Here is a 16,339-nt window from a genome sequence, read left to right as displayed (position 1 = left end):
CGGTGACTTACACCACCGGCGGCAGGCGATCGAGCAGCTTGTCGAGCGTGATCGGATAGTTGCGCACCCGAACGCCGGTCGCGTTGTAGACGGCGTTGGCCACCGCGGCCGCGACGCCGCACATGCCGAGCTCGCCCACACCCTTGGCCTTCATCGGCGAAGAGATCGGGTCCGTCTCGTCCAGGAAGATCACGTCCTGGTGCGGGATGTCGGCGTGCACCGGCACCTCGTAGCCCGCCAGGTCGTGGTTGACGAAGAAGCCATGCCGCTTGTCGAGCGCCAGCTCTTCCATCAGCGCCCCGCCGACACCCATCGTCATGGCGCCGATCACCTGGCTGCGGGCCGACTTGGGATTCAGGATGCGGCCGGCGGCGCACACCGCAAGCATGCGCCGCACGCGGATCTCGCCGGTGGCGGCGTCGACGCCGACCTCCACGAAGTGCGCGCCGAAGGTGGACTGCTGGTACTTCTTGTCGAGGTCGCCGTACTCGATGCCGTCCTCGGCCACCAGGCCGTTCGCGCCCGCCGCTTGCGCGAGCGGCACCACGCGCTCGCCGGCGCGCACCATGCCGTCCGAGAACTCCGCCTCGGCCGCGGCGAAGCCCAGCTTGCTGGCCACGGCCTCGCGCAGCTTCATGCACGCCGCAAAGACGCCCGAGGTCGAATTGTTGGCGCCCCACTGCCCGCCCGAGCCGGCCGAAACGGGATACGCCGAATCGCCCAGGCGCACGAGCACCCTGTCGAGCGGCAGCCCCATGGTTTCGGCAGCGGTCTGCGCAATGATGGTGTACGACCCGGTCCCGATATCGGTCATGTCGGTTTCCACAGTGACCATGCCCCGGTTGTCCAGGCGCACGCGCGCGGCCGACTTCGTCAAGAGGTTGTTGCGGAATGCAGCGGCAACGCCCATCCCCACGAGCCAGCGTCCATCGCGCTGCTGTGCCGGTGCCGCGTTGCGCTTGCTCCAGCCGAAGCGCTCGGCCCCCGTGCGCAGGCATTCGATCAACTTGCGCTGGGAATAGGGGCGCTCCGGCTTCTCGGGATCGACCTGCGTGTCGTTGAGCACGCGAAACTCGATCGGGTCGAGCCCCAGCTTCTCCGCCATCTCGTCCATGGCGATCTCCAGCGCCATCAGGCCCGGCGCCTCGCCGGGCGCGCGCATCGCATTGCCCTCGGGCAGGTCCAGCACGGCCAGCCGCGTGGTGGTCAGGCGGTTGGCACCGGCGTACAGCAGCCGGGTCTGGTTGACCGCCGTCTCCGCCTGTCCGCCCGGCAGGTCGCCGGACCAGCCTTCGTGGGCGATGGCAGCGATCTTGCCGTCCCTCGCGGCGCCGATGCGGATGCGCTGGATCGTCGCCGGCCGATGCGTGGTGTTGTTCATCATCAAGGGCCGCTGCAGCGCCACTTTCACGGGTCGTTTTGCCGCCCGCGCGCCCAGCGCGGCAAGCACCGCGTCCGCCCGCACGAACAGCTTGCCGCCAAAGCCGCCGCCGATGAAGGGCGAGACCAGGCGGACGTTCGCCTTGGGGATGCCCAGCGTCTTGGCCACGTCGCCGACGCCCCAGGCGATCATCTGGTTCGATGTCCAGAGGGTGAGCTTGTCGCCCTTCCATTGCGCGATGGAAGCGTGCGGCTCCATCATGGCGTGCGACTCGTCGGGCGTCGTGTAGCTCGCATCGAGCTGCACGGCGGCCGCGGCGAACGCGCCGGGGAAATCTCCTGTTTTCGTTTCCGGCTCGCCCGAGAACGGGCTGGATGCAGGCATCTTCGCCGCACCCATTTCCGCGCTCAGGTCGAAGCGCCCCGGTGCGCGCGTGTACTCGATGCGCACCAGCTGCGCCGCGGCACGCGCCTGTTCGAAGCTGTTGGCCACGACGAGCGCGACCGCCTGGTGGTAGTGGTCGATCTCGGGCCCGCCCAGGAGCTTGGCGGTATTGAAGTCGCCCTTGCCCAGCTTGCCGGCGTTGCGCGCCGTGACGATGGCCAGGACGCCCGGTGCCGCGCGCGCGGCACCCAGGTCCATCGAGGCGATGCGGCCCTTCGCGATGCCGGCGCCCACCACATAGCCGTAGGCGGCGTTGGGTACCTCGGTGTTGCGTTCATAGGCGTAGCGCGCAGAGCCCGTGGTCTTCGCGGGTCCGTCGATCCGGTCCGTCGGCTTGCCGATGATTTTGAGCTGGTCGATGGGATTGGTCGTGGCAGGCGTGTCGAATTTCATGGTCAGCTCCTCGCTTGCACCAGGGCCGCGGCCAGCGCGCGCTCGGCCAGGGGCAACTTGAATGCGTTCTCGTGGGTCGGCTGTGCGCCGGCCAGCAACTGCGCGGTCACGGCCCTGGCGCCCTGCGGCATTGCCGCCTCTGCAGCCTCGAGGCGCCATGGCTTGTGCGCCACGCCACCCAGTGCCACGCGGCCCGTCCCATCGCGCTGCACGATCGCCGCGACGGAAACGAGCGCGAAGGCGTAGGAGGCGCGGTCTCGGACCTTGCGGTAGATCTGCGTGCCGCCGATGGGCTTCGGCAGCGTCACGCTGGTGATCAGTTCGTCCCGCTCAAGCGCCGTTTCGATGTGCGGGGTGTCGCCCGGCAGGCGATGGAAATCGGCAATCGGGATCACGCGCGTGCGGCCATCGGGGCGCACCGTCTCGACCGCCGCGTCGAGCACGCGCATCGCCACCGCCATGTCGCTCGGATGCGTCGCGATGCAGGCCTTGCTCGCGCCCACCACCGCGTGCTGGCGGGTGACGCCGCCGATGGCGCTGCAGCCGCTCCCGGGCTGGCGCTTGTTGCACGGCTGGTCGGTGTCATAGAAGTAGGGGCAGCGCGTGCGCTGCAACAGGTTGCCCGCCGTCGTGGCCTTGTTGCGCAGCTGGCCCGAGGCGCCGGCCAGCAGCGCGCGGGACAGCACGCCGTAGTCGCGGCGCACGCGATCGTCGGCGGCCAGGTCGGTGTTGCGCACCAGGGCGCCGATGCGCAGGCCGCCTTCGGGCGTCGGTTCGATCTTGTCGAGGGCAAGACCGTTCACGTCGACCAGGTGCGTCGGCGCCTCGATCTGCAGCTTCATCAGGTCCAGCAGGTTGGTGCCGCCGGCGATGAACTTGGCACCGCGGCTGCGCGCGACGGCCGCCGCGGCCTGCGCCGGGGAATGCGCGCGCTCATAGGTAAACGGCTTCATGCTCTGCTCCCGGCCACTTCGGTGATGGCATCGACGATGTTGGAGTAGGCGCCGCAGCGGCAGATGTTGCCGCTCATGCGCTCGCGCAGCTCTTCGGCCGACAGCAGAGGACGCGCGGTGAGATCCGTGCTCACGTGGCTCGGGACCCCGCGCTTGATCTCGTCGAGCACGGCCACCGCCGAGCAGATCTGGCCGGGCGTGCAGTAGCCGCACTGGTAGCCGTCATGCTTGACGAAGGCGGCCTGCATCGGGTGCATGTTCTGCGGCGTGCCCAGTCCTTCGACGGTGGTGATCTGCCCGCCGTCATGCATGACGGCGAGCGTCAGGCAGGAATTGATCCGCCTTCCGTCGGCAATGACCGTGCAGGCGCCGCACTGGCCGTGGTCGCAGCCCTTCTTGGTGCCGGTCAGGTGCAGGTGTTCACGCAGCGCATCGAGCAAGGTCGTTCGCGTGTCGAGTTCGAGCGAACGGACCTGGCCGTTGACGTTCAGCGACAGCTTTGCACGGGGTGCCGCCGATGCCGAAGGCGCAGCCTGCGCCACCGCGGCGGGCGCGGAAGACGAAACCGCCGCGGCGGTGGCGGCGCCGACGATGAGGGCGCCGCGTCGCGAGATCAAGGGGGTCGTCGTGGGACTGTCCATGTCAGCTCCTGTGGTTCGAAGTTCGGGCAAGCCGTGCGGGCAAGCCCCGCCGGGAGGCGGGCGCCCTGGCCACCATTCTTCTCAAGCTGCGCGGCGATTGGTAGAGCAATTCGCTGCTTTTCTTGCCTGATCCTATGAGGTCGCAACGTCCTGCGGACCTAAGTTCTCACGCCGGATCCGCCAGCCCCTGCTTGCGCGCCTCGACGCCCTTGGCTGCCCCGCGCAACACCTCGATGTCCCGCTTGGGAGGGGCTCCGAACAATCGGCTGTATTCGCGGCTGAACTGCGAGGGACTTTCGTAGCCGACCCTGAAGGCCGCACTTGCCGCATCCAGGTGCTCGTTCAGCATCAATCGCTTCGATTCGTTCAATCGCAGCCACTTCTGGTACTGCAGCGGGCTCATGGCCGTGAGCTGTCGAAAGTGGTGATGGAACGTGGGCGTGCTCATCTGCACGCGGTCCGCGAGCTCATCGACACGAAGCGGCAGGGCATAGTTCAACGTCAGCCAGTCGATCGCTCTTGCAATCCGGTGGCCCTGCCCGTCCACGGAGGCGATCTGCCGCAGCTTGGCCGCCTGATCGCTGCCAAGAAGCCGGTAGTGAATCTCCCGATGGATCATCGGTGCGAGAACCGGGATGGCTTCGGGCTCGTCCAACAGCGCCAGCAGGCGCCCGATCGGCGCCAACAGGGCGGGCGTTGCCGTACCGATTCCCACACTCGCCCCGACCGAGCGATCGCCACGCGACGGAAAGTTGCCCTGCGCGATCAGTTCGGCCAGCACGCGGATGTCGAGCTTCAAGACCAGCCCGAGGCAAGGCTGCTTTGGGCTTGCCACCCTCACCTCCGAATTGGCGGGCAGGTTCAACGAGGTGATGAGGAATTGCGAGGTGTCGTAGGGGTAGGCCTCGCCGCCGATCCACATCTGCTTGGCGCCTTGGGCAACGAGCACGATGCTCGGCTCGACCATGCACGCGGCAGGCGGCGCGGGGGATTCGCGCCGGAAGAAGCCGAGGCCGGGGATGGGGGTCGCGAAGTCGCCCGGCTCCGGGGTCCGTGCGCCGATGACGTGCGCCATCGCTTCCTGCAGCGATCTGCACTGCGCTGCCGCATCGGGGTGTCTGGGTGCCATGTTGCTTGGAGCCTCCGCCGAAGACTCTAACTCGCGGGCCAATCTCCATCTACAAAACACGACCGGCGCCATAGGATCAGGCAAGAAATCCAGCGAAGTGCGCAATCGATTTTGCGTGGACATCCAATTCCCCCGGGGTCCGCGTGCTCTCTTCCTCGCGCGTCCTTCCTTGCGGCTCAGCGTGCGCTGTCGATGATCATGCCGCCGTCAGGCGTCAGGCTGTAGCCCGTCAGGAACTGCGCATCCTTGCTGGCGAGGAACAGGGCGACCGGCGCGATATCTTCCTGCGGCGATCCATGGCGCACGAGTGCGTTGGCAGGCGCGGGAGCGTCGGCCCCGCCCCAGGTGTTCGCCACCGGCAGCAGGTTGTTGACGGTGATCCTGTCGGCGCCCCACTCGCGCGCGGCGGACCGGGTCAGTGCGCGCACCGCTTCCTTCGCCATGTTGTAGGGGCCATAGCCCGCCATGCCGAGGACGCCGGCCAGCGATGCGAAGTTGATGACGCGCCCCTCGCCGCTGGCCTTGAGGTGGGGATGGCAGGCCTGCATCATCCGCAGGTAGGCGATCGGGCCCATCTCGAAATTGCGCTGCAATTGCTCGATCGGCAGATCGATGATGGACGACGAGACCGACGTCGGATCGAAGGCATTGTTGACGAGGATGTCGATCCGCCCGTAAGCGGCCACCACCTTGTCGACCGACGCCTTGATCTGACCGGGATCGGCGATGTCGCAGACCACGCCGAGCGCAATACCGCCGGCAGCCCGAATGTCGGCGACGACGCGATCGACGTTTTCGGCGGTGCGTGAAACTACGGCGACCTTCGCGCCTTCCGCTGCAAACAGCTTTGCGGTGGCGCGGCCGATGCCGCGGCCGGCGCCGGTGACAACAGCCACTTTTCCATTGAGTCGAGTCATGATGATTTCCATGGGTTGAGGGATACACGGTGGTCCGCTGCGGCCCGCACGTAGGGCGACGGAATGTCGCGGGCGGTGTTCTGCGTCACGAACGAGGCGACGAGCAGCACGAGGCCCACCGCCGCCGGCAGCGCCCCGCCGGGCTTGCGAACGCCGATGTGCGCCGACGCGGAAAGCAGCAGATGAAAGAACATGCCCGCATAGGCCAGGTCGCTCAGAGCCACGCTCGCGCGCGACAGGATGGCGGCAACGGCCAGGAACTTCACGGCGGTGAGGATCGGCACCAGGTAGGCGGGATAGCCCAGGTCGGCGAGGGCCTGGCGGACCCAGTCCCTCTTGGCGATGTAGGTGACGGCGGAAGCCAGGTAGAGCAGGGACAGCAGCGTCGTGCTGACCCAGTAGGGGTAGTTTTGAGTCATGGGTTCTTGCTGGGCGCGTGGATTGCGTTGAGATGCAGTAAGGATGTCGTCTAAGATGAAATCCAGCAAGTAGGATGAAAAAACGACGCTTAGTATGAAAAATCAGACCAGTGGCGACAGCCAGATCAACATGCATGAGGAAATGCGCCGCGCATTCGCACTGCTGTCGGGCAAATGGAAGCTTGAAATCATGTGGCTGCTGAATCAGCGCATCTACCGCTTCGGCGAGCTGAGAAAGGCAATTCCCGCCATCACCCAGCACATGCTGACGGCGCAACTTCGCGAACTCGAGAAGGACGGCCTGGTGTCGCGCACGGTGTTCGCGGAAGTCCCGCCGCGCGTCGAATACGAGATCACGACAAAGGCGCGCGCGCTCGGTCCGACGATGGAGGCGCTCACGGCCTGGTGGAACGAATACGGAAAAAGCGTGCCGCTCAAGCCGAGCTCGCGCGGGCGCAAAGCCAAAGGCAGTTGAGGGCGGTCGCCGGTAGATATCGCTGTCGCGCGGGTGCCCGTGTCTTGCTGAGTTAGCCGATCTTCGGCAGCCCGAAACCAAACCCGAAGGCCGCGCCGCTTTTCTTCTAGTCTTCTTCGGGCTCTGGCTCCGGTTCGGGCTCGTCTTCGAGTTCGACAAGGCCCCAACGGTAGGCGCCCTCCTTGTCTTCGATAACGGTCACGGCGATGCTTCGAAGCGATGGCATGGGCCGATGGTCGAGCATCTTTGGCCGGCGCGGTGTCTCAACCGGCTTCGCGCCGCGATTGCGCTAGCCCAGGCGGGCCCGCCGCAATGTGACGGACGGCGATTCGCCGAAAGCGCGTCCGTAGGCCGCCGCGAATTCGCCCACATGGAAGAAGCCCAGCTCCAGGGCCACGTCCGCCACGCGCAAGTCGCCGCGCGCGGGCTTCTCGAGCAACGCGCGTGCGGCTTCCAAACGGCGCTGCCGCAGCCATGCAATTGGGCCTGTGGCGTGATGCGCCTGAAATGCGGCAAACAGCGAGCGGCGCGACACGCCGCAGGCAGTGCTGACCTCTTCCGCCGTCACCGGTTCACGCAACCGCTGCAGCATGAATTCCTCGGCCAGATGGACCACGCGGGGCGCAGCCGCCTTGGCGTCGGACTCCAGCAGAAAGCGATGGTTGTGGGGGTGCTGCGTCAGCAGCACCGAAGCCACGCTGGCGGACAAGGCCGATTGCGCATACTCGCGCGCCGCGGTGCCCAAGGGCAGTCTTGCCACGCTCTCGCCCAAGGTCACCAAGGACATCCAGCTGGCCGCGAGCGTCGGTGAATCCGGCATGGCGGGGTCGAAGAACAGGGGCGCAGTGAGCGGCCGGCCCGAAATCCCCTGCCATGCACGCGCAAGGAACGCGGCATCGATGCGCACCAGGAGGTGGTCGAATCCCTCGTAAGCCTCGATCTCGAAGCTGCGCAAGGGGCTGAACACGCCGCACATGCCGTGCGCCAGCGGCTGCACGTGCGAATCCTGCCGCACCCGCGCCGTGCCGCGAATGGGCAAGTTGACGAGGTAATAGCCCGGCAGCGCTTCGGCCTTGGGCACGAGCGCGGTATGGGCACCCCAGCTCATGCGGTCGAAAGACACCGCACCGAAGGGCACGTGGTCGTGCGTGAAATGGAACGCACCACCGGCGCGCAGCCGGCGCATGCGTGCAGAGCCGAACAGGCGGGCGGAAAGTTCGTTGGACTGGTCGACGTCACGGGAGTCCGCCAGGCGCAAGCCGGCAATGCGATGGCCGGCATATTCGATCCGGGAAGGCAGGGAGGGAACGCGCATGGCCGCACTCTCGGACCGATGGCAGGAATGGGCAATGGGGGAAACCGCAGTTCCTGCACGCAATCCTCCGGCCTGCACCTTTCCGATATTCGTGCGTGCGGTTCGGCGCGAAGCTGCAGGCATCTTCTGAAACCCGACCCCCATGTACCTCACCCAAGGATTGCACCGCTCGCTCCAGCGCCACCCCGGCAAGGACGCATTGGTCCATCTCGGAGACGGCGCTCCGCGGCGCCTGGCTTTCGCCGAGCTGCTGCAAAGCACGGCGCGGCAGGCGGCCGCGCTGTCGGGCCACGGCGTTGGCGCGGGCGACCGCGTCGCACTGCTCGCGCCCAACGACGATCGCTTGGTCCAGGCGCTCCTGGCCTGCTGGTGGCTCGGGGCCGTCGCCTGCCCGCTCAACATTCGCTGGAGCGCGCACGAACTGGCCGATGCGCTCTCCGACAGCGCCGCGGCACTGATGCTGGCCGACGAATCGCTCATGCATCTCGTGCCGCAGGGCGCGACGCAGGTGCTCACGCTGGACGCCTTCGCGGCGCAAGCGCGCGGATGCGCGGAGCTACCCGATACGCGCACGGGCGGCGACGCGCTCGCCGCCATCCTCTACACCGGCGGTACGACCGGCCGCGCCAAGGGGGTGATGCTGTCGCACGCCAACTTCTGGGCTGCCTCGGTCGCGCGCGGGGCGGAATTGCCGAATTCGCCGGACTCGGTGGCGCTGCTCGTCGCGCCGCTGTTCCACGTCGCCGGCCTGGGCCGGCTGCTCGGGCAGATCGTCGTGGGCGGCACTTGCAACACGCTGGCCCGTTTCCAGCCCGATCGCGTGCTGGACGCAATCGAGCGCCACGCCGTGAGCGACATCGTCGCGGTACCGACGATGCTGCAGTCGCTGCTCGACGCGCCCGAGTTCCGCCGTGAGCGGGTGCAGGGCCTCACGCGGGTCGCCTTCGGCGCGGCGCCCATGCCGCCGGACCTGCTGGCCCGCGCATTGGATGCGTTGCCGCAGGCCGAATTCTTTCAGGCCTACGGCATGACGGAGACCGCGGGCGCCGTGTGCATGAACCCGCCGGCCAACCACCGCGCAGGGCCTCGCGAGAGCGGGCTGGTCCATTCCGTGGGCCGCGCCGGCCTGGGCGCCGAGATCCTCGTCGCCGACGAAGAAGGCCGCGAGCTGCCGCGCGGTGACGTGGGCGAGGTGGTGCTGCGCGGACCCATGGTGATGCGCGGCTACTGGCGCCAGCCGGAGGCGACGCAAGCCGTGTTCCGCAACGGATGGCTGCGCACGGGCGACGCCGGCCGCATGGATGAAAGCGGCCATCTCTTCATCGTCGATCGCCTCAAGGACATGATCATCAGCGGTGGCGAGAACGTGTACGGCGGCGAGGTCGAGACCGTGCTGCGCGGCCACCCGGCAGTGGCTCATGCGGCGGTGGTCGGCGTGCCCGACGTCCGCTGGGGCGAGGCCGTGCACGCGGTATTGGTACTGCGGCAAGGCTCAGCCCCGATCGAGGGCGAGGTGCTGCGCGAGTGGTGCCGCCAACGGCTGGCCGGCTACAAGTGCCCGCGCGCCTTCAGCTTCGTGCCCGAGCTGCCGCTGTCGGGTGCCGGCAAGGTGCTCAAGAACGTGCTGCGCGCGCAGGTCCGTGGATGAAGGCGAACCGATGAAGTACGGCATCTACGGCATCTCCGGCGGCCGGCGGCAGCCCAAACCGTTGCTCGAGGTGCGGGACGTCACGGTGCGCTTCGGCGGCGTGGTGGCCCTGGACCACGTGTCCTTCGATGTCGCGACCGGTGAGATCTGCGGGCTGATCGGGCCCAACGGCGCGGGCAAGACCACTCTGTTCAATTGCCTGTCGCGCCTGTACGCAAACCATTCGGGCGAGATCCGTTTCGCGGGGCAGGCGCTCGGTGCGCTGCCGCAGCACCGGATGGCGGGCCTGGGCATCGGGCGCACCTTCCAGAACCTTGCGCTGTTCAGGACGTTGACGGTGCGGCAGAACATCGCGGTCGGCACCACCTGCCGCCGCGGCACCGGTTGGCTTGCGCATGCGCTGCGCCTGCCTGCGGTCGCCCGCGAAGAACTGGCTCAGGCGGCGCGCGTCGACGAGCTGATCGAGCTGCTGCACCTCGGCAAGGTGGCCGACGTGCCCGCCGGCGAATTGCCTTTCGGCACGCAGAAGCGCGTGGAGCTTGCGCGGGCACTGGCCTCGTCGCCGAGCCTGCTGCTGCTGGACGAACCGGCGTGCGGCCTCAACCACCAGGAGGTCGACGAGCTCGCCGTCCTGATCCGCATGCTGCGCCGGCGCTTCGCGCTGACGGTGCTGCTCGTGGAACACCACATGGGACTCGTGATGGCTTTGTCGGACAACATCGTGGCACTGAACTTCGGACGCAAGCTAGCCGAGGGCCCACCGGCCGAAGTGCGGCGCGATCCCGAGCTGTTGAAAGCCTACCTGGGCGAGCCGGCGGAACAGAGGATCGTGCAATGAGCGACGTCCTGCTCGACGTGCGAGCGCTGGAGGCCAGCTATGGCAACAGCCGCGTGCTCTTCGGCATCGACCTGCAGGTGCCTGCCGCGGGCGTGACCGCGCTGCTCGGCGCCAACGGTGCCGGCAAGACAACAACGCTGCGCGCCCTGTGCGGCCTGGTGCGACGGCAGGGTCAGGTCATGTTCGGCGGCCAGCGCATCGAGACCTTCGCCACGGAAGACATCGTGCGCCTGGGCGTCGCCCACGTGCCGGATGGACGCGGCACGTTCGCGGGCCTCAGCACGGAGGAGAACCTGCGCATGGGCGCATGCACGCGGACCGACAAGGCCGGCGTGCGCGAGGACTTCGAGCGCCTCTACGAGTATTTCCCCCGGCTGAAGGAGCGCCGCCACCAGCAGGCGGGCACGCTGTCCGGCGGCGAGCAGCAGATGCTCGCCATCGCGCGCGCCCTGATGCTGCGGCCCCGGCTGCTGCTGATGGATGAACCGTCGTTCGGCCTCGCGCCGAACGTGGTGCAAGACATCTTCCGCATCATGCGGCGCGTTCGCGACGAACAGCGCGTCGCGATCCTGCTGGTCGAACAGAACGCCGGCCTCGCGCTGGACCTGGCCGACACAGCCTACCTGCTCGAAACCGGCCGCATCGTCCTGCATGGGCCGGCGGCGGCCGTGCGCAACCACGAGGCCGTGCACGCGGCCTACCTGGGAGGAGACATCGCATGAACACATTGCTGCCGCAGCTCGCGGCGGGCCTGGCGACCGGCGGGATCTACGCCAGCCTGGCACTGGCGCTGGTGATGGTGTACCGCAGCACCCACCACGTGAACTTCGCGCAGGGCGAGATGGCGATGTTCTGCACCTTCATCGCGTCGCTCCTGATCGAGGCCGGATGGCCCTACTGGGCGGCCTTTGCCGCCACGGTCGCGATCGCGTTCGCCCTGGGCGTCGCGATCGAAGCCGTGCTGATCCGGCGGCTGCGCCATGCACCGGTGCTGTCGATCGTGGTGGTGTTCGTCGCACTGCTGGTCATCTTGCACAGCATTGCCGGCTGGCTGTTCGGCTATGCGATCCGATCTTTTCCCAGCCCGTTTCCGCAAGCCGGCGCGGCCGGCGGACTCGTCTCCGCCCATCAGCTCGGCGCGGTGGGCATGACGCTCGCCATGCTCCTGGTGGTGTACCTGTTCTTTCGCTATTCGCCACTCGGGCTGCAGATGCGCGCGACCGCGGAGAACCCGGTGTCGAGCCGACTTGTCGGGGTACGCGTCGATCGTATGCTGGCACTCGGCTGGGGGCTCGCCGGCGCCATCGGCGCCGTCGCCGGGATGATGATCGCCCCGGTCGTCTTCCTCGACGTCCACATGATGTCGGGCGTGCTGGTGTATGCCTTCGCCGCGGCGGTGCTCGGCGGCATCGGCAGCGCACCGGGCGCCGTCGTCGGCGGGTTCATTGTCGGCGTGCTCGAAAACCTGGTCGGCACCTACGTGGTGGGTGCCGAACTCAAGCTCACCGTCGCCCTGGTGCTGATCATCGCGGTGCTGGTGGCCCGGCCGAACGGCCTGTTCGGCAAAGCCGTCGTGGTGAGGGTCTGACATGCAGCGCCACCTGTTTACTGTCGTCCTTCTTGTCGCGATCGCCTGCGCCCTGCCGTTTGCGCTGCCGAGTTATGCGGTGTTCGAGGCCACCCTCGTGATCACGTATGCGGTGGCCCTGCTCGGCCTGAACCTGCTCACGGGATTCAACGGTCAGATCTCGCTCGGTCACGGCGCGTTCTTCGCGCTGGGCGCCTATACAGCCGCGGTGTTGATGGAGCATGCCGGTTGGCCCTACTGGGCGACACTGCCGGCCGCCGCGCTGCTGGGTGGAACGCTCGGCTGGCTGTTCGGCAGGCCGGCCCTCAAGCTCGATGGGGTCTACCTGGCCTTGGCGACTTTCGCGCTGGGCGTGGCGACGCCGCAGTTGCTGAAGTACAAAGGGCTGGAGACTTGGACCGGCGGCTCCCAGGGCATCGTGCTGATGAAGCCCGAGGCGCCGTTCGGCCTGCCGCTGGATGCGGACCAGTGGCTCTACTTCTTCTGCCTGGCCGTGGCGGCCGCGCTGTTCGCCGCCGTGCACAACCTGCTGCGCGGCAGCGTCGGGCTGAACATCGTCGCCGTGCGCGACCACCCGATTGCGGCACAGGCCATGGGCGTGGACAACGCACGCATCAAGACGCTGGCGTTCGGCGTATCGGCGCTGTGCACCAGCGTCGGCGGCGCCCTGTCGGCCATCGTGGTGCAGTTTGTTGCGCCCGACAGCTTCTCGATCTTCCTGTCGATCACGTTGCTGGTCGGTGCCGTGGTCGGCGGCTTGTCGTCGCTTCAGGGCGCGGTCTACGGCGCGCTGTTCATCCAGTTCGTGCCGCGCGTGGCGGAGCAGGTCTCCAAGTCCGCACCCTGGGCCGTCTACGGCGCCATCCTGATCGTGCTGGTGCTGCTCTGGCCCACGGGTGCGGCCGGCGGCATCCGTCATTTGAAACACCGCTTTCTTGCGAGGAGCAAGCCATGAAGACATTGGCCCTGGGACTGGCAACAGTCGTGCTGGCATTGGCATGCGGCAGCGCTGCCGCGCAGAAGAAATACGATCCGGGCGCGTCGGACACCGAGATCCGCATCGGACAGACGATGGCGTACAGCGGCGCCGCGTCGATCTATGGCGAGGTCGGCAAGACGCAGGCGGCCTACTTCCGCATGGTCAACGACCAAGGCGGCGTGAACGGCCGCAAGCTCAACTTCATCAGCCTGGACGACGGATACTCGCCGCCCAAAACAGTGGAGGGCGTGCGGCGCCTGGTGGAGCAGGATCAGGTACTGCTGCTCTACGGCATGTTCGGCACTGCCACCAATTCCGCAGTGCACCGCTATGTGAACGCCAAGAAGATTCCGCACCTTCTGCTGCTGACCGGCGCTTCGAAGTGGAACGACCCGCAGCGCAATCCCTGGAGCATGAGCTTCTATCCGGACTATGCGTCCGAAGCGCGCGTTTACGCGCGGCACATCCTGGAGCAAAAGCCCAACGCGAAGATCGGCATCCTGTACCAGAACGACGACTACGGACGCGACTATCTGCGCGGCTTCAAGGAAGGGCTGGGTGCGCGCGCCAAGTCGATGATCGTCGCAGAGGCTTCGTACGAAGTGAGCGACCCCACGGTGGATTCGCAGATCGTGCAGTTGCGCGGCGCGGGTGCGGACGTGCTGGTGAGCTTCAGCACCGCCAAGGCGGCGATCCAGACGCTGCGCCGGGTTCACGACACCGGCTGGAAGCCGACGCACTACCTGGCCCAGGGCGCCGCGCTGATCGGCGCGGTGTTCAATCCGGCCGGTCCGGAGAAGGCCGTCGGCGTGATCTCCACCGCGTATTCCAAGGACCCCAACGACACGCAGTGGGAGAACGATCCTGCGTTCCGCGAGTGGCTGGCCTTCATGAAGAAATACCGGCCGGAAGCCGACCTGCGCCTGGGCTCCCATGTGTACGCGTACTCCAGCGCGCGGCTCATGGTCGACATCCTGCGCGCCTCAGGCGACAACCTCACCCGCGAGAACGTGCTGCGGCAAGCCTCGTCGATCAAGGCCGTGCAGCTTCCCATGTTCCTGCCCGGCGTTGTGGTGAGCAGCAGCCCTGACGACTACCGGCTCATCAAGTCTCTCCAGCCGGTCGTGTTCGACGGCAAGCGCTGGAACCGCCTCGGCGAATTCGTTTCCATCTTCTGATCTCCATGCCCATGCACCAAGCATTCCGCAAGCTGCGGCTCCCCGTCGTGGCCGCGCCGCTGTTCATCATCAGCACGCCGCAACTGGTCATCGCCCAGTGCAAAGCCGGCATCGTCGGCTCGATGCCGGCGCTCAATGCCCGGCCTGCCGCCCTCTTTACCGACTGGCTGGCCGAAATCACCGAGGAACTCGCGGCGCACGACCGCCGGCATCCCGAAGCACCTTCGGCGCCGTTCGCCATCAACCAGATCGTGCACCGGAGCAACGACCGGCTCGAGCAGGACATGGCGGCCTGCGAGCGCTACAGGGTACCGATCGTGATCACCTCGCTAGGCGCGCGGCCCGAGATCAACGACGCCGTGCACGCGTGGGGCGGTGTTGTGCTCCACGACGTGATCGACGACGTCTTCGCGCGCAAGGCGGTGGAGAAAGGCGCCGACGGACTGGTGGCCGTGGCCGCTGGCGCCGGCGGCCATGCCGGCACCGTCAGCCCCTTCGCGCTGGTGCACGAGATTCGCCGCTGGTTCCGCGGACCGCTCGCCCTGAGCGGCGCCATCGCCACCGGCGACGCGCTCCTCGCCGCGCTGGCGGCCGGCGCCGACTTCGGCTACATCGGCTCCGCCTTCATCGCCACCGAGGAAGCACACGCCGACGCCGCCTACAAGAAGATGATCGTCGAGAGCAGCAGCCGCGACATCGTCTATTCCAACCTGTTCACGGGCGTGCACGGCAACTACCTGCGCGGCTCCATCGCGGCGGCGGGGCTCGACCCCGACGCGCTGCCGCACGGCGAGGTGCGCATGATGAATTTCGGAAGCGACCGCAAGAAGCCCTGGAAAGACATCTGGGGCTGCGGCCAAGGCATCGCGGCGGTGACCGAGGTGATGCCGGCCGGCGCGCTGGTCGACCGCCTCCGCCGCGAATATGTCGCGGCGCTGCGGCGCCTCGGCGAAACGGTGCTGGCTGCCTGAGGTGCGACACTTGCCGCGATGTCCTTTCAGGGCCGGCGCTTTGTATCGATGCGCGTCTTGCGACGCGAGGGCGCCGATGGCTTCCGATCCCAGGGCGCTAGGTCCCCGCCAAAGTGCTCCGCCAGGAAATCGATCAGCAGCTTGAGCGGCCGCGGCTGATGCTGGCGTGACAGGATGACGGCATGGATGCCGAGCACTTCGGGCTCGTGGTCCGGCAGCAAGCGCACCAGCGCGCCCCGCGCAAGCTCGCCCACGACGAAGTAGGTGGGCAGCATCGCGATGCCCGCGCCCGCCAGCGCGGCCTCGCGCAGCACCGATGTCTCGTTGCTCGAGAGTCCGCCCCTCACCGCGACGCTGACCGGCCGGCCCGCCTTGTGCAGCCGGTACTCGGCGCGGCTACCGAAGGCGTGGGTGATGCATTCGTGCGCCGCAAGATCCTCCGGCCGCTTGGGCACGCCGCGCCGCTCCAGGTAGGCGGGCGATGCGCACAGCACCGAGTGGCAGGTGGCGATCTGGCGCGCCACCACGCCTTCGTCCAGTCGGTTGGTGATGCGGATGGCGAGGTCGATGCGTTCATCGACAAGATCGATCGCGCGGTCCACCGTGAGCAGTTCGACCTCGATGCGCGGATAGCGGCCCTGAAACTCCACGATGGCACGCGTGAGGCTCGAGAGGGCGAACGACAGGCTGGTGGTGAGCCGCAGCTTGCCCGCGGGCTCCGTGCGCCGCGCGCCGGTGACGGCCTGCACGTCCGAGGCCAGCTCGAGCATCTGGCGCAGCCGGGGCAGCGCCTCCTGCCCCGCATCGCTCAGGCTCACGCGGCGGGTCGTGCGATGCAGCAGGCGCGCGCCGAGCCACTGCTCCAGGCCTTCGAGATGGCGGCTGACCATGGCGCGAGAAAGGTCGAGTACTTCGGCCGCGCGGGTCAGGCTCCCCTGGTCGGCAATCTCGATGAAGGTCCGGATGGCGCTGAGGTGGTCCATGGGATTGACTCGAATCAGTTGACAATCATTTGATCGAATCGAAGTTTATCTTCGATAACCGAATCAATACGATGGGCCCATCCGCAA

At 67.5% G+C, this 16,339-nt stretch carries 16 protein-coding genes; 8 read left to right on the top strand and 8 right to left on the bottom strand.

Annotation, left to right across the window (positions count from 1 at the left end; genetic code table 11):
* Positions 1 to 7: 7 nt before the first annotated feature.
* The 6 genes from paoC to ACAM55_RS27260 form a co-directional block, all read right to left on the bottom strand.
* Positions 8 to 2,218, bottom strand: coding sequence for an aldehyde oxidoreductase molybdenum-binding subunit PaoC (paoC, locus tag ACAM55_RS27285; protein ID WP_369657382.1), 2,211 nt, complete (start codon positions 2,216 to 2,218; stop codon positions 8 to 10).
* Positions 2,219 to 2,220: 2 nt separating this feature from the next.
* The gene (locus ACAM55_RS27280; RefSeq protein ID WP_369657381.1) at positions 2,221 to 3,171 is read right to left on the bottom strand and encodes a xanthine dehydrogenase family protein subunit M; all 951 of its coding nucleotides are present in this window, start codon (positions 3,169 to 3,171) and stop codon (positions 2,221 to 2,223) included.
* On the bottom strand, positions 3,168 to 3,812 hold the full coding sequence (gene paoA, locus ACAM55_RS27275; protein WP_369657380.1) for an aldehyde dehydrogenase iron-sulfur subunit PaoA: 645 nt from the start codon (positions 3,810 to 3,812) through the stop codon (positions 3,168 to 3,170). Before paoA ends, ACAM55_RS27280 begins: the two co-directional genes overlap by 4 nt.
* A gap of 166 nt (positions 3,813 to 3,978) precedes the next feature.
* Positions 3,979 to 4,941, bottom strand: coding sequence for an AraC family transcriptional regulator N-terminal domain-containing protein (locus ACAM55_RS27270; protein WP_369657486.1), 963 nt, complete (start codon positions 4,939 to 4,941; stop codon positions 3,979 to 3,981).
* Positions 4,942 to 5,117: 176 nt separating this feature from the next.
* A complete protein-coding gene (locus ACAM55_RS27265; protein WP_369657379.1) occupies positions 5,118 to 5,858 on the bottom strand; it encodes an SDR family NAD(P)-dependent oxidoreductase in 741 nt (246 codons plus the stop codon).
* Entirely contained in the window at positions 5,855 to 6,277 is a 423-nt protein-coding gene (locus ACAM55_RS27260; protein ID WP_369657378.1) for a DoxX family protein, read from the bottom strand. The genes ACAM55_RS27265 and ACAM55_RS27260 overlap by 4 nt, the downstream gene beginning before the upstream one ends.
* A gap of 94 nt (positions 6,278 to 6,371) precedes the next feature.
* Between ACAM55_RS27260 and ACAM55_RS27255 the strand changes: the two genes are divergently transcribed.
* A complete protein-coding gene (locus tag ACAM55_RS27255) occupies positions 6,372 to 6,752 on the top strand; it encodes a winged helix-turn-helix transcriptional regulator (RefSeq protein WP_369657377.1) in 381 nt (126 codons plus the stop codon).
* Between the two features lie 289 nt (positions 6,753 to 7,041).
* Here the strand turns inward: ACAM55_RS27255 and ACAM55_RS27250 are convergent, their stop codons facing one another.
* Complete coding sequence (locus ACAM55_RS27250) at positions 7,042 to 8,067, bottom strand: AraC family transcriptional regulator (protein ID WP_369657376.1); 1,026 nt, start codon at positions 8,065 to 8,067, stop codon at positions 7,042 to 7,044.
* A 142-nt stretch (positions 8,068 to 8,209) separates the two neighbouring features.
* On the opposite strand from ACAM55_RS27250, the gene ACAM55_RS27245 reads away from it, so the two are divergent.
* Genes ACAM55_RS27245 through ACAM55_RS27215 form a run of 7 tightly spaced genes read left to right on the top strand, consistent with a single transcriptional unit; the run spans position 8,210 to position 15,269 of the window.
* The gene (locus tag ACAM55_RS27245) at positions 8,210 to 9,715 is read left to right on the top strand and encodes an AMP-binding protein (RefSeq protein WP_369657375.1); all 1,506 of its coding nucleotides are present in this window, start codon (positions 8,210 to 8,212) and stop codon (positions 9,713 to 9,715) included.
* A 10-nt stretch (positions 9,716 to 9,725) separates the two neighbouring features.
* A complete protein-coding gene (locus ACAM55_RS27240; RefSeq protein WP_369657374.1) occupies positions 9,726 to 10,553 on the top strand; it encodes an ABC transporter ATP-binding protein in 828 nt (275 codons plus the stop codon).
* The gene (locus ACAM55_RS27235; RefSeq protein ID WP_369657373.1) at positions 10,550 to 11,275 is read left to right on the top strand and encodes an ABC transporter ATP-binding protein; all 726 of its coding nucleotides are present in this window, start codon (positions 10,550 to 10,552) and stop codon (positions 11,273 to 11,275) included. Before ACAM55_RS27240 ends, ACAM55_RS27235 begins: the two co-directional genes overlap by 4 nt.
* Entirely contained in the window at positions 11,272 to 12,141 is an 870-nt protein-coding gene (locus tag ACAM55_RS27230; protein WP_369657372.1) for a branched-chain amino acid ABC transporter permease, read from the top strand. Before ACAM55_RS27235 ends, ACAM55_RS27230 begins: the two co-directional genes overlap by 4 nt.
* 1 nt (position 12,142) lies before the next feature.
* Entirely contained in the window at positions 12,143 to 13,096 is a 954-nt protein-coding gene (locus ACAM55_RS27225) for a branched-chain amino acid ABC transporter permease (RefSeq protein WP_369657371.1), read from the top strand.
* The gene (locus tag ACAM55_RS27220; protein ID WP_369657370.1) at positions 13,093 to 14,298 is read left to right on the top strand and encodes an ABC transporter substrate-binding protein; all 1,206 of its coding nucleotides are present in this window, start codon (positions 13,093 to 13,095) and stop codon (positions 14,296 to 14,298) included. Before ACAM55_RS27225 ends, ACAM55_RS27220 begins: the two co-directional genes overlap by 4 nt.
* A gap of 11 nt (positions 14,299 to 14,309) precedes the next feature.
* Positions 14,310 to 15,269: an NAD(P)H-dependent flavin oxidoreductase gene (locus ACAM55_RS27215; protein ID WP_369657369.1), complete on the top strand. Its 960-nt coding sequence runs from the start codon at positions 14,310 to 14,312 to the stop codon at positions 15,267 to 15,269.
* A 26-nt stretch (positions 15,270 to 15,295) separates the two neighbouring features.
* Here ACAM55_RS27215 and ACAM55_RS27210 read toward each other — a convergent pair whose 3' ends face one another.
* The gene (locus ACAM55_RS27210; protein ID WP_369657368.1) at positions 15,296 to 16,252 is read right to left on the bottom strand and encodes a LysR family transcriptional regulator; all 957 of its coding nucleotides are present in this window, start codon (positions 16,250 to 16,252) and stop codon (positions 15,296 to 15,298) included.
* Between the last annotated feature and the right edge of the window lie 87 nt (positions 16,253 to 16,339).

The sequence above is a fragment of the Variovorax sp. V213 genome, assembly GCF_041154455.1.
Taxonomy (GTDB): domain Bacteria; phylum Pseudomonadota; class Gammaproteobacteria; order Burkholderiales; family Burkholderiaceae_C; genus Variovorax.
This window is presented reverse-complemented; position numbering and strand designations above follow the sequence as displayed.

What these genes read in the sequence shown, in the direction of transcription:
- ACAM55_RS27230 (WP_369657372.1), top strand. Translation starts at nt 11,272, where the DNA reads ATGAACACATTGCTGCCGCAGCTCGCGGCGGGCCTGGCGACCGGCGGG.
- ACAM55_RS27240 (WP_369657374.1), top strand. Translation starts at nt 9,726, where the DNA reads ATGAAGTACGGCATCTACGGCATCTCCGGCGGCCGGCGGCAGCCCAAA.
- ACAM55_RS27250 (WP_369657376.1), bottom strand. Translation starts at nt 8,067, where the DNA reads ATGCGCGTTCCCTCCCTGCCTTCCCGGATCGAATATGCCGGCCATCGC.
- paoC (WP_369657382.1), bottom strand. Translation starts at nt 2,218, where the DNA reads ATGAAATTCGACACGCCTGCCACGACCAATCCCATCGACCAGCTCAAA.
- ACAM55_RS27270 (WP_369657486.1), bottom strand. Translation starts at nt 4,941, where the DNA reads ATGGCACCCAGACACCCCGATGCGGCAGCGCAGTGCAGATCGCTGCAG.
- ACAM55_RS27220 (WP_369657370.1), top strand. Translation starts at nt 13,093, where the DNA reads ATGAAGACATTGGCCCTGGGACTGGCAACAGTCGTGCTGGCATTGGCA.
- ACAM55_RS27255 (WP_369657377.1), top strand. Translation starts at nt 6,372, where the DNA reads ATGAAAAATCAGACCAGTGGCGACAGCCAGATCAACATGCATGAGGAA.
- paoA (WP_369657380.1), bottom strand. Translation starts at nt 3,812, where the DNA reads ATGGACAGTCCCACGACGACCCCCTTGATCTCGCGACGCGGCGCCCTC.
- ACAM55_RS27280 (WP_369657381.1), bottom strand. Translation starts at nt 3,171, where the DNA reads ATGAAGCCGTTTACCTATGAGCGCGCGCATTCCCCGGCGCAGGCCGCG.
- ACAM55_RS27235 (WP_369657373.1), top strand. Translation starts at nt 10,550, where the DNA reads ATGAGCGACGTCCTGCTCGACGTGCGAGCGCTGGAGGCCAGCTATGGC.
- ACAM55_RS27265 (WP_369657379.1), bottom strand. Translation starts at nt 5,858, where the DNA reads ATGACTCGACTCAATGGAAAAGTGGCTGTTGTCACCGGCGCCGGCCGC.
- ACAM55_RS27245 (WP_369657375.1), top strand. Translation starts at nt 8,210, where the DNA reads ATGTACCTCACCCAAGGATTGCACCGCTCGCTCCAGCGCCACCCCGGC.
- ACAM55_RS27260 (WP_369657378.1), bottom strand. Translation starts at nt 6,277, where the DNA reads ATGACTCAAAACTACCCCTACTGGGTCAGCACGACGCTGCTGTCCCTG.
- ACAM55_RS27210 (WP_369657368.1), bottom strand. Translation starts at nt 16,252, where the DNA reads ATGGACCACCTCAGCGCCATCCGGACCTTCATCGAGATTGCCGACCAG.
- ACAM55_RS27225 (WP_369657371.1), top strand. Translation starts at nt 12,143, where the DNA reads ATGCAGCGCCACCTGTTTACTGTCGTCCTTCTTGTCGCGATCGCCTGC.
- ACAM55_RS27215 (WP_369657369.1), top strand. Translation starts at nt 14,310, where the DNA reads ATGCACCAAGCATTCCGCAAGCTGCGGCTCCCCGTCGTGGCCGCGCCG.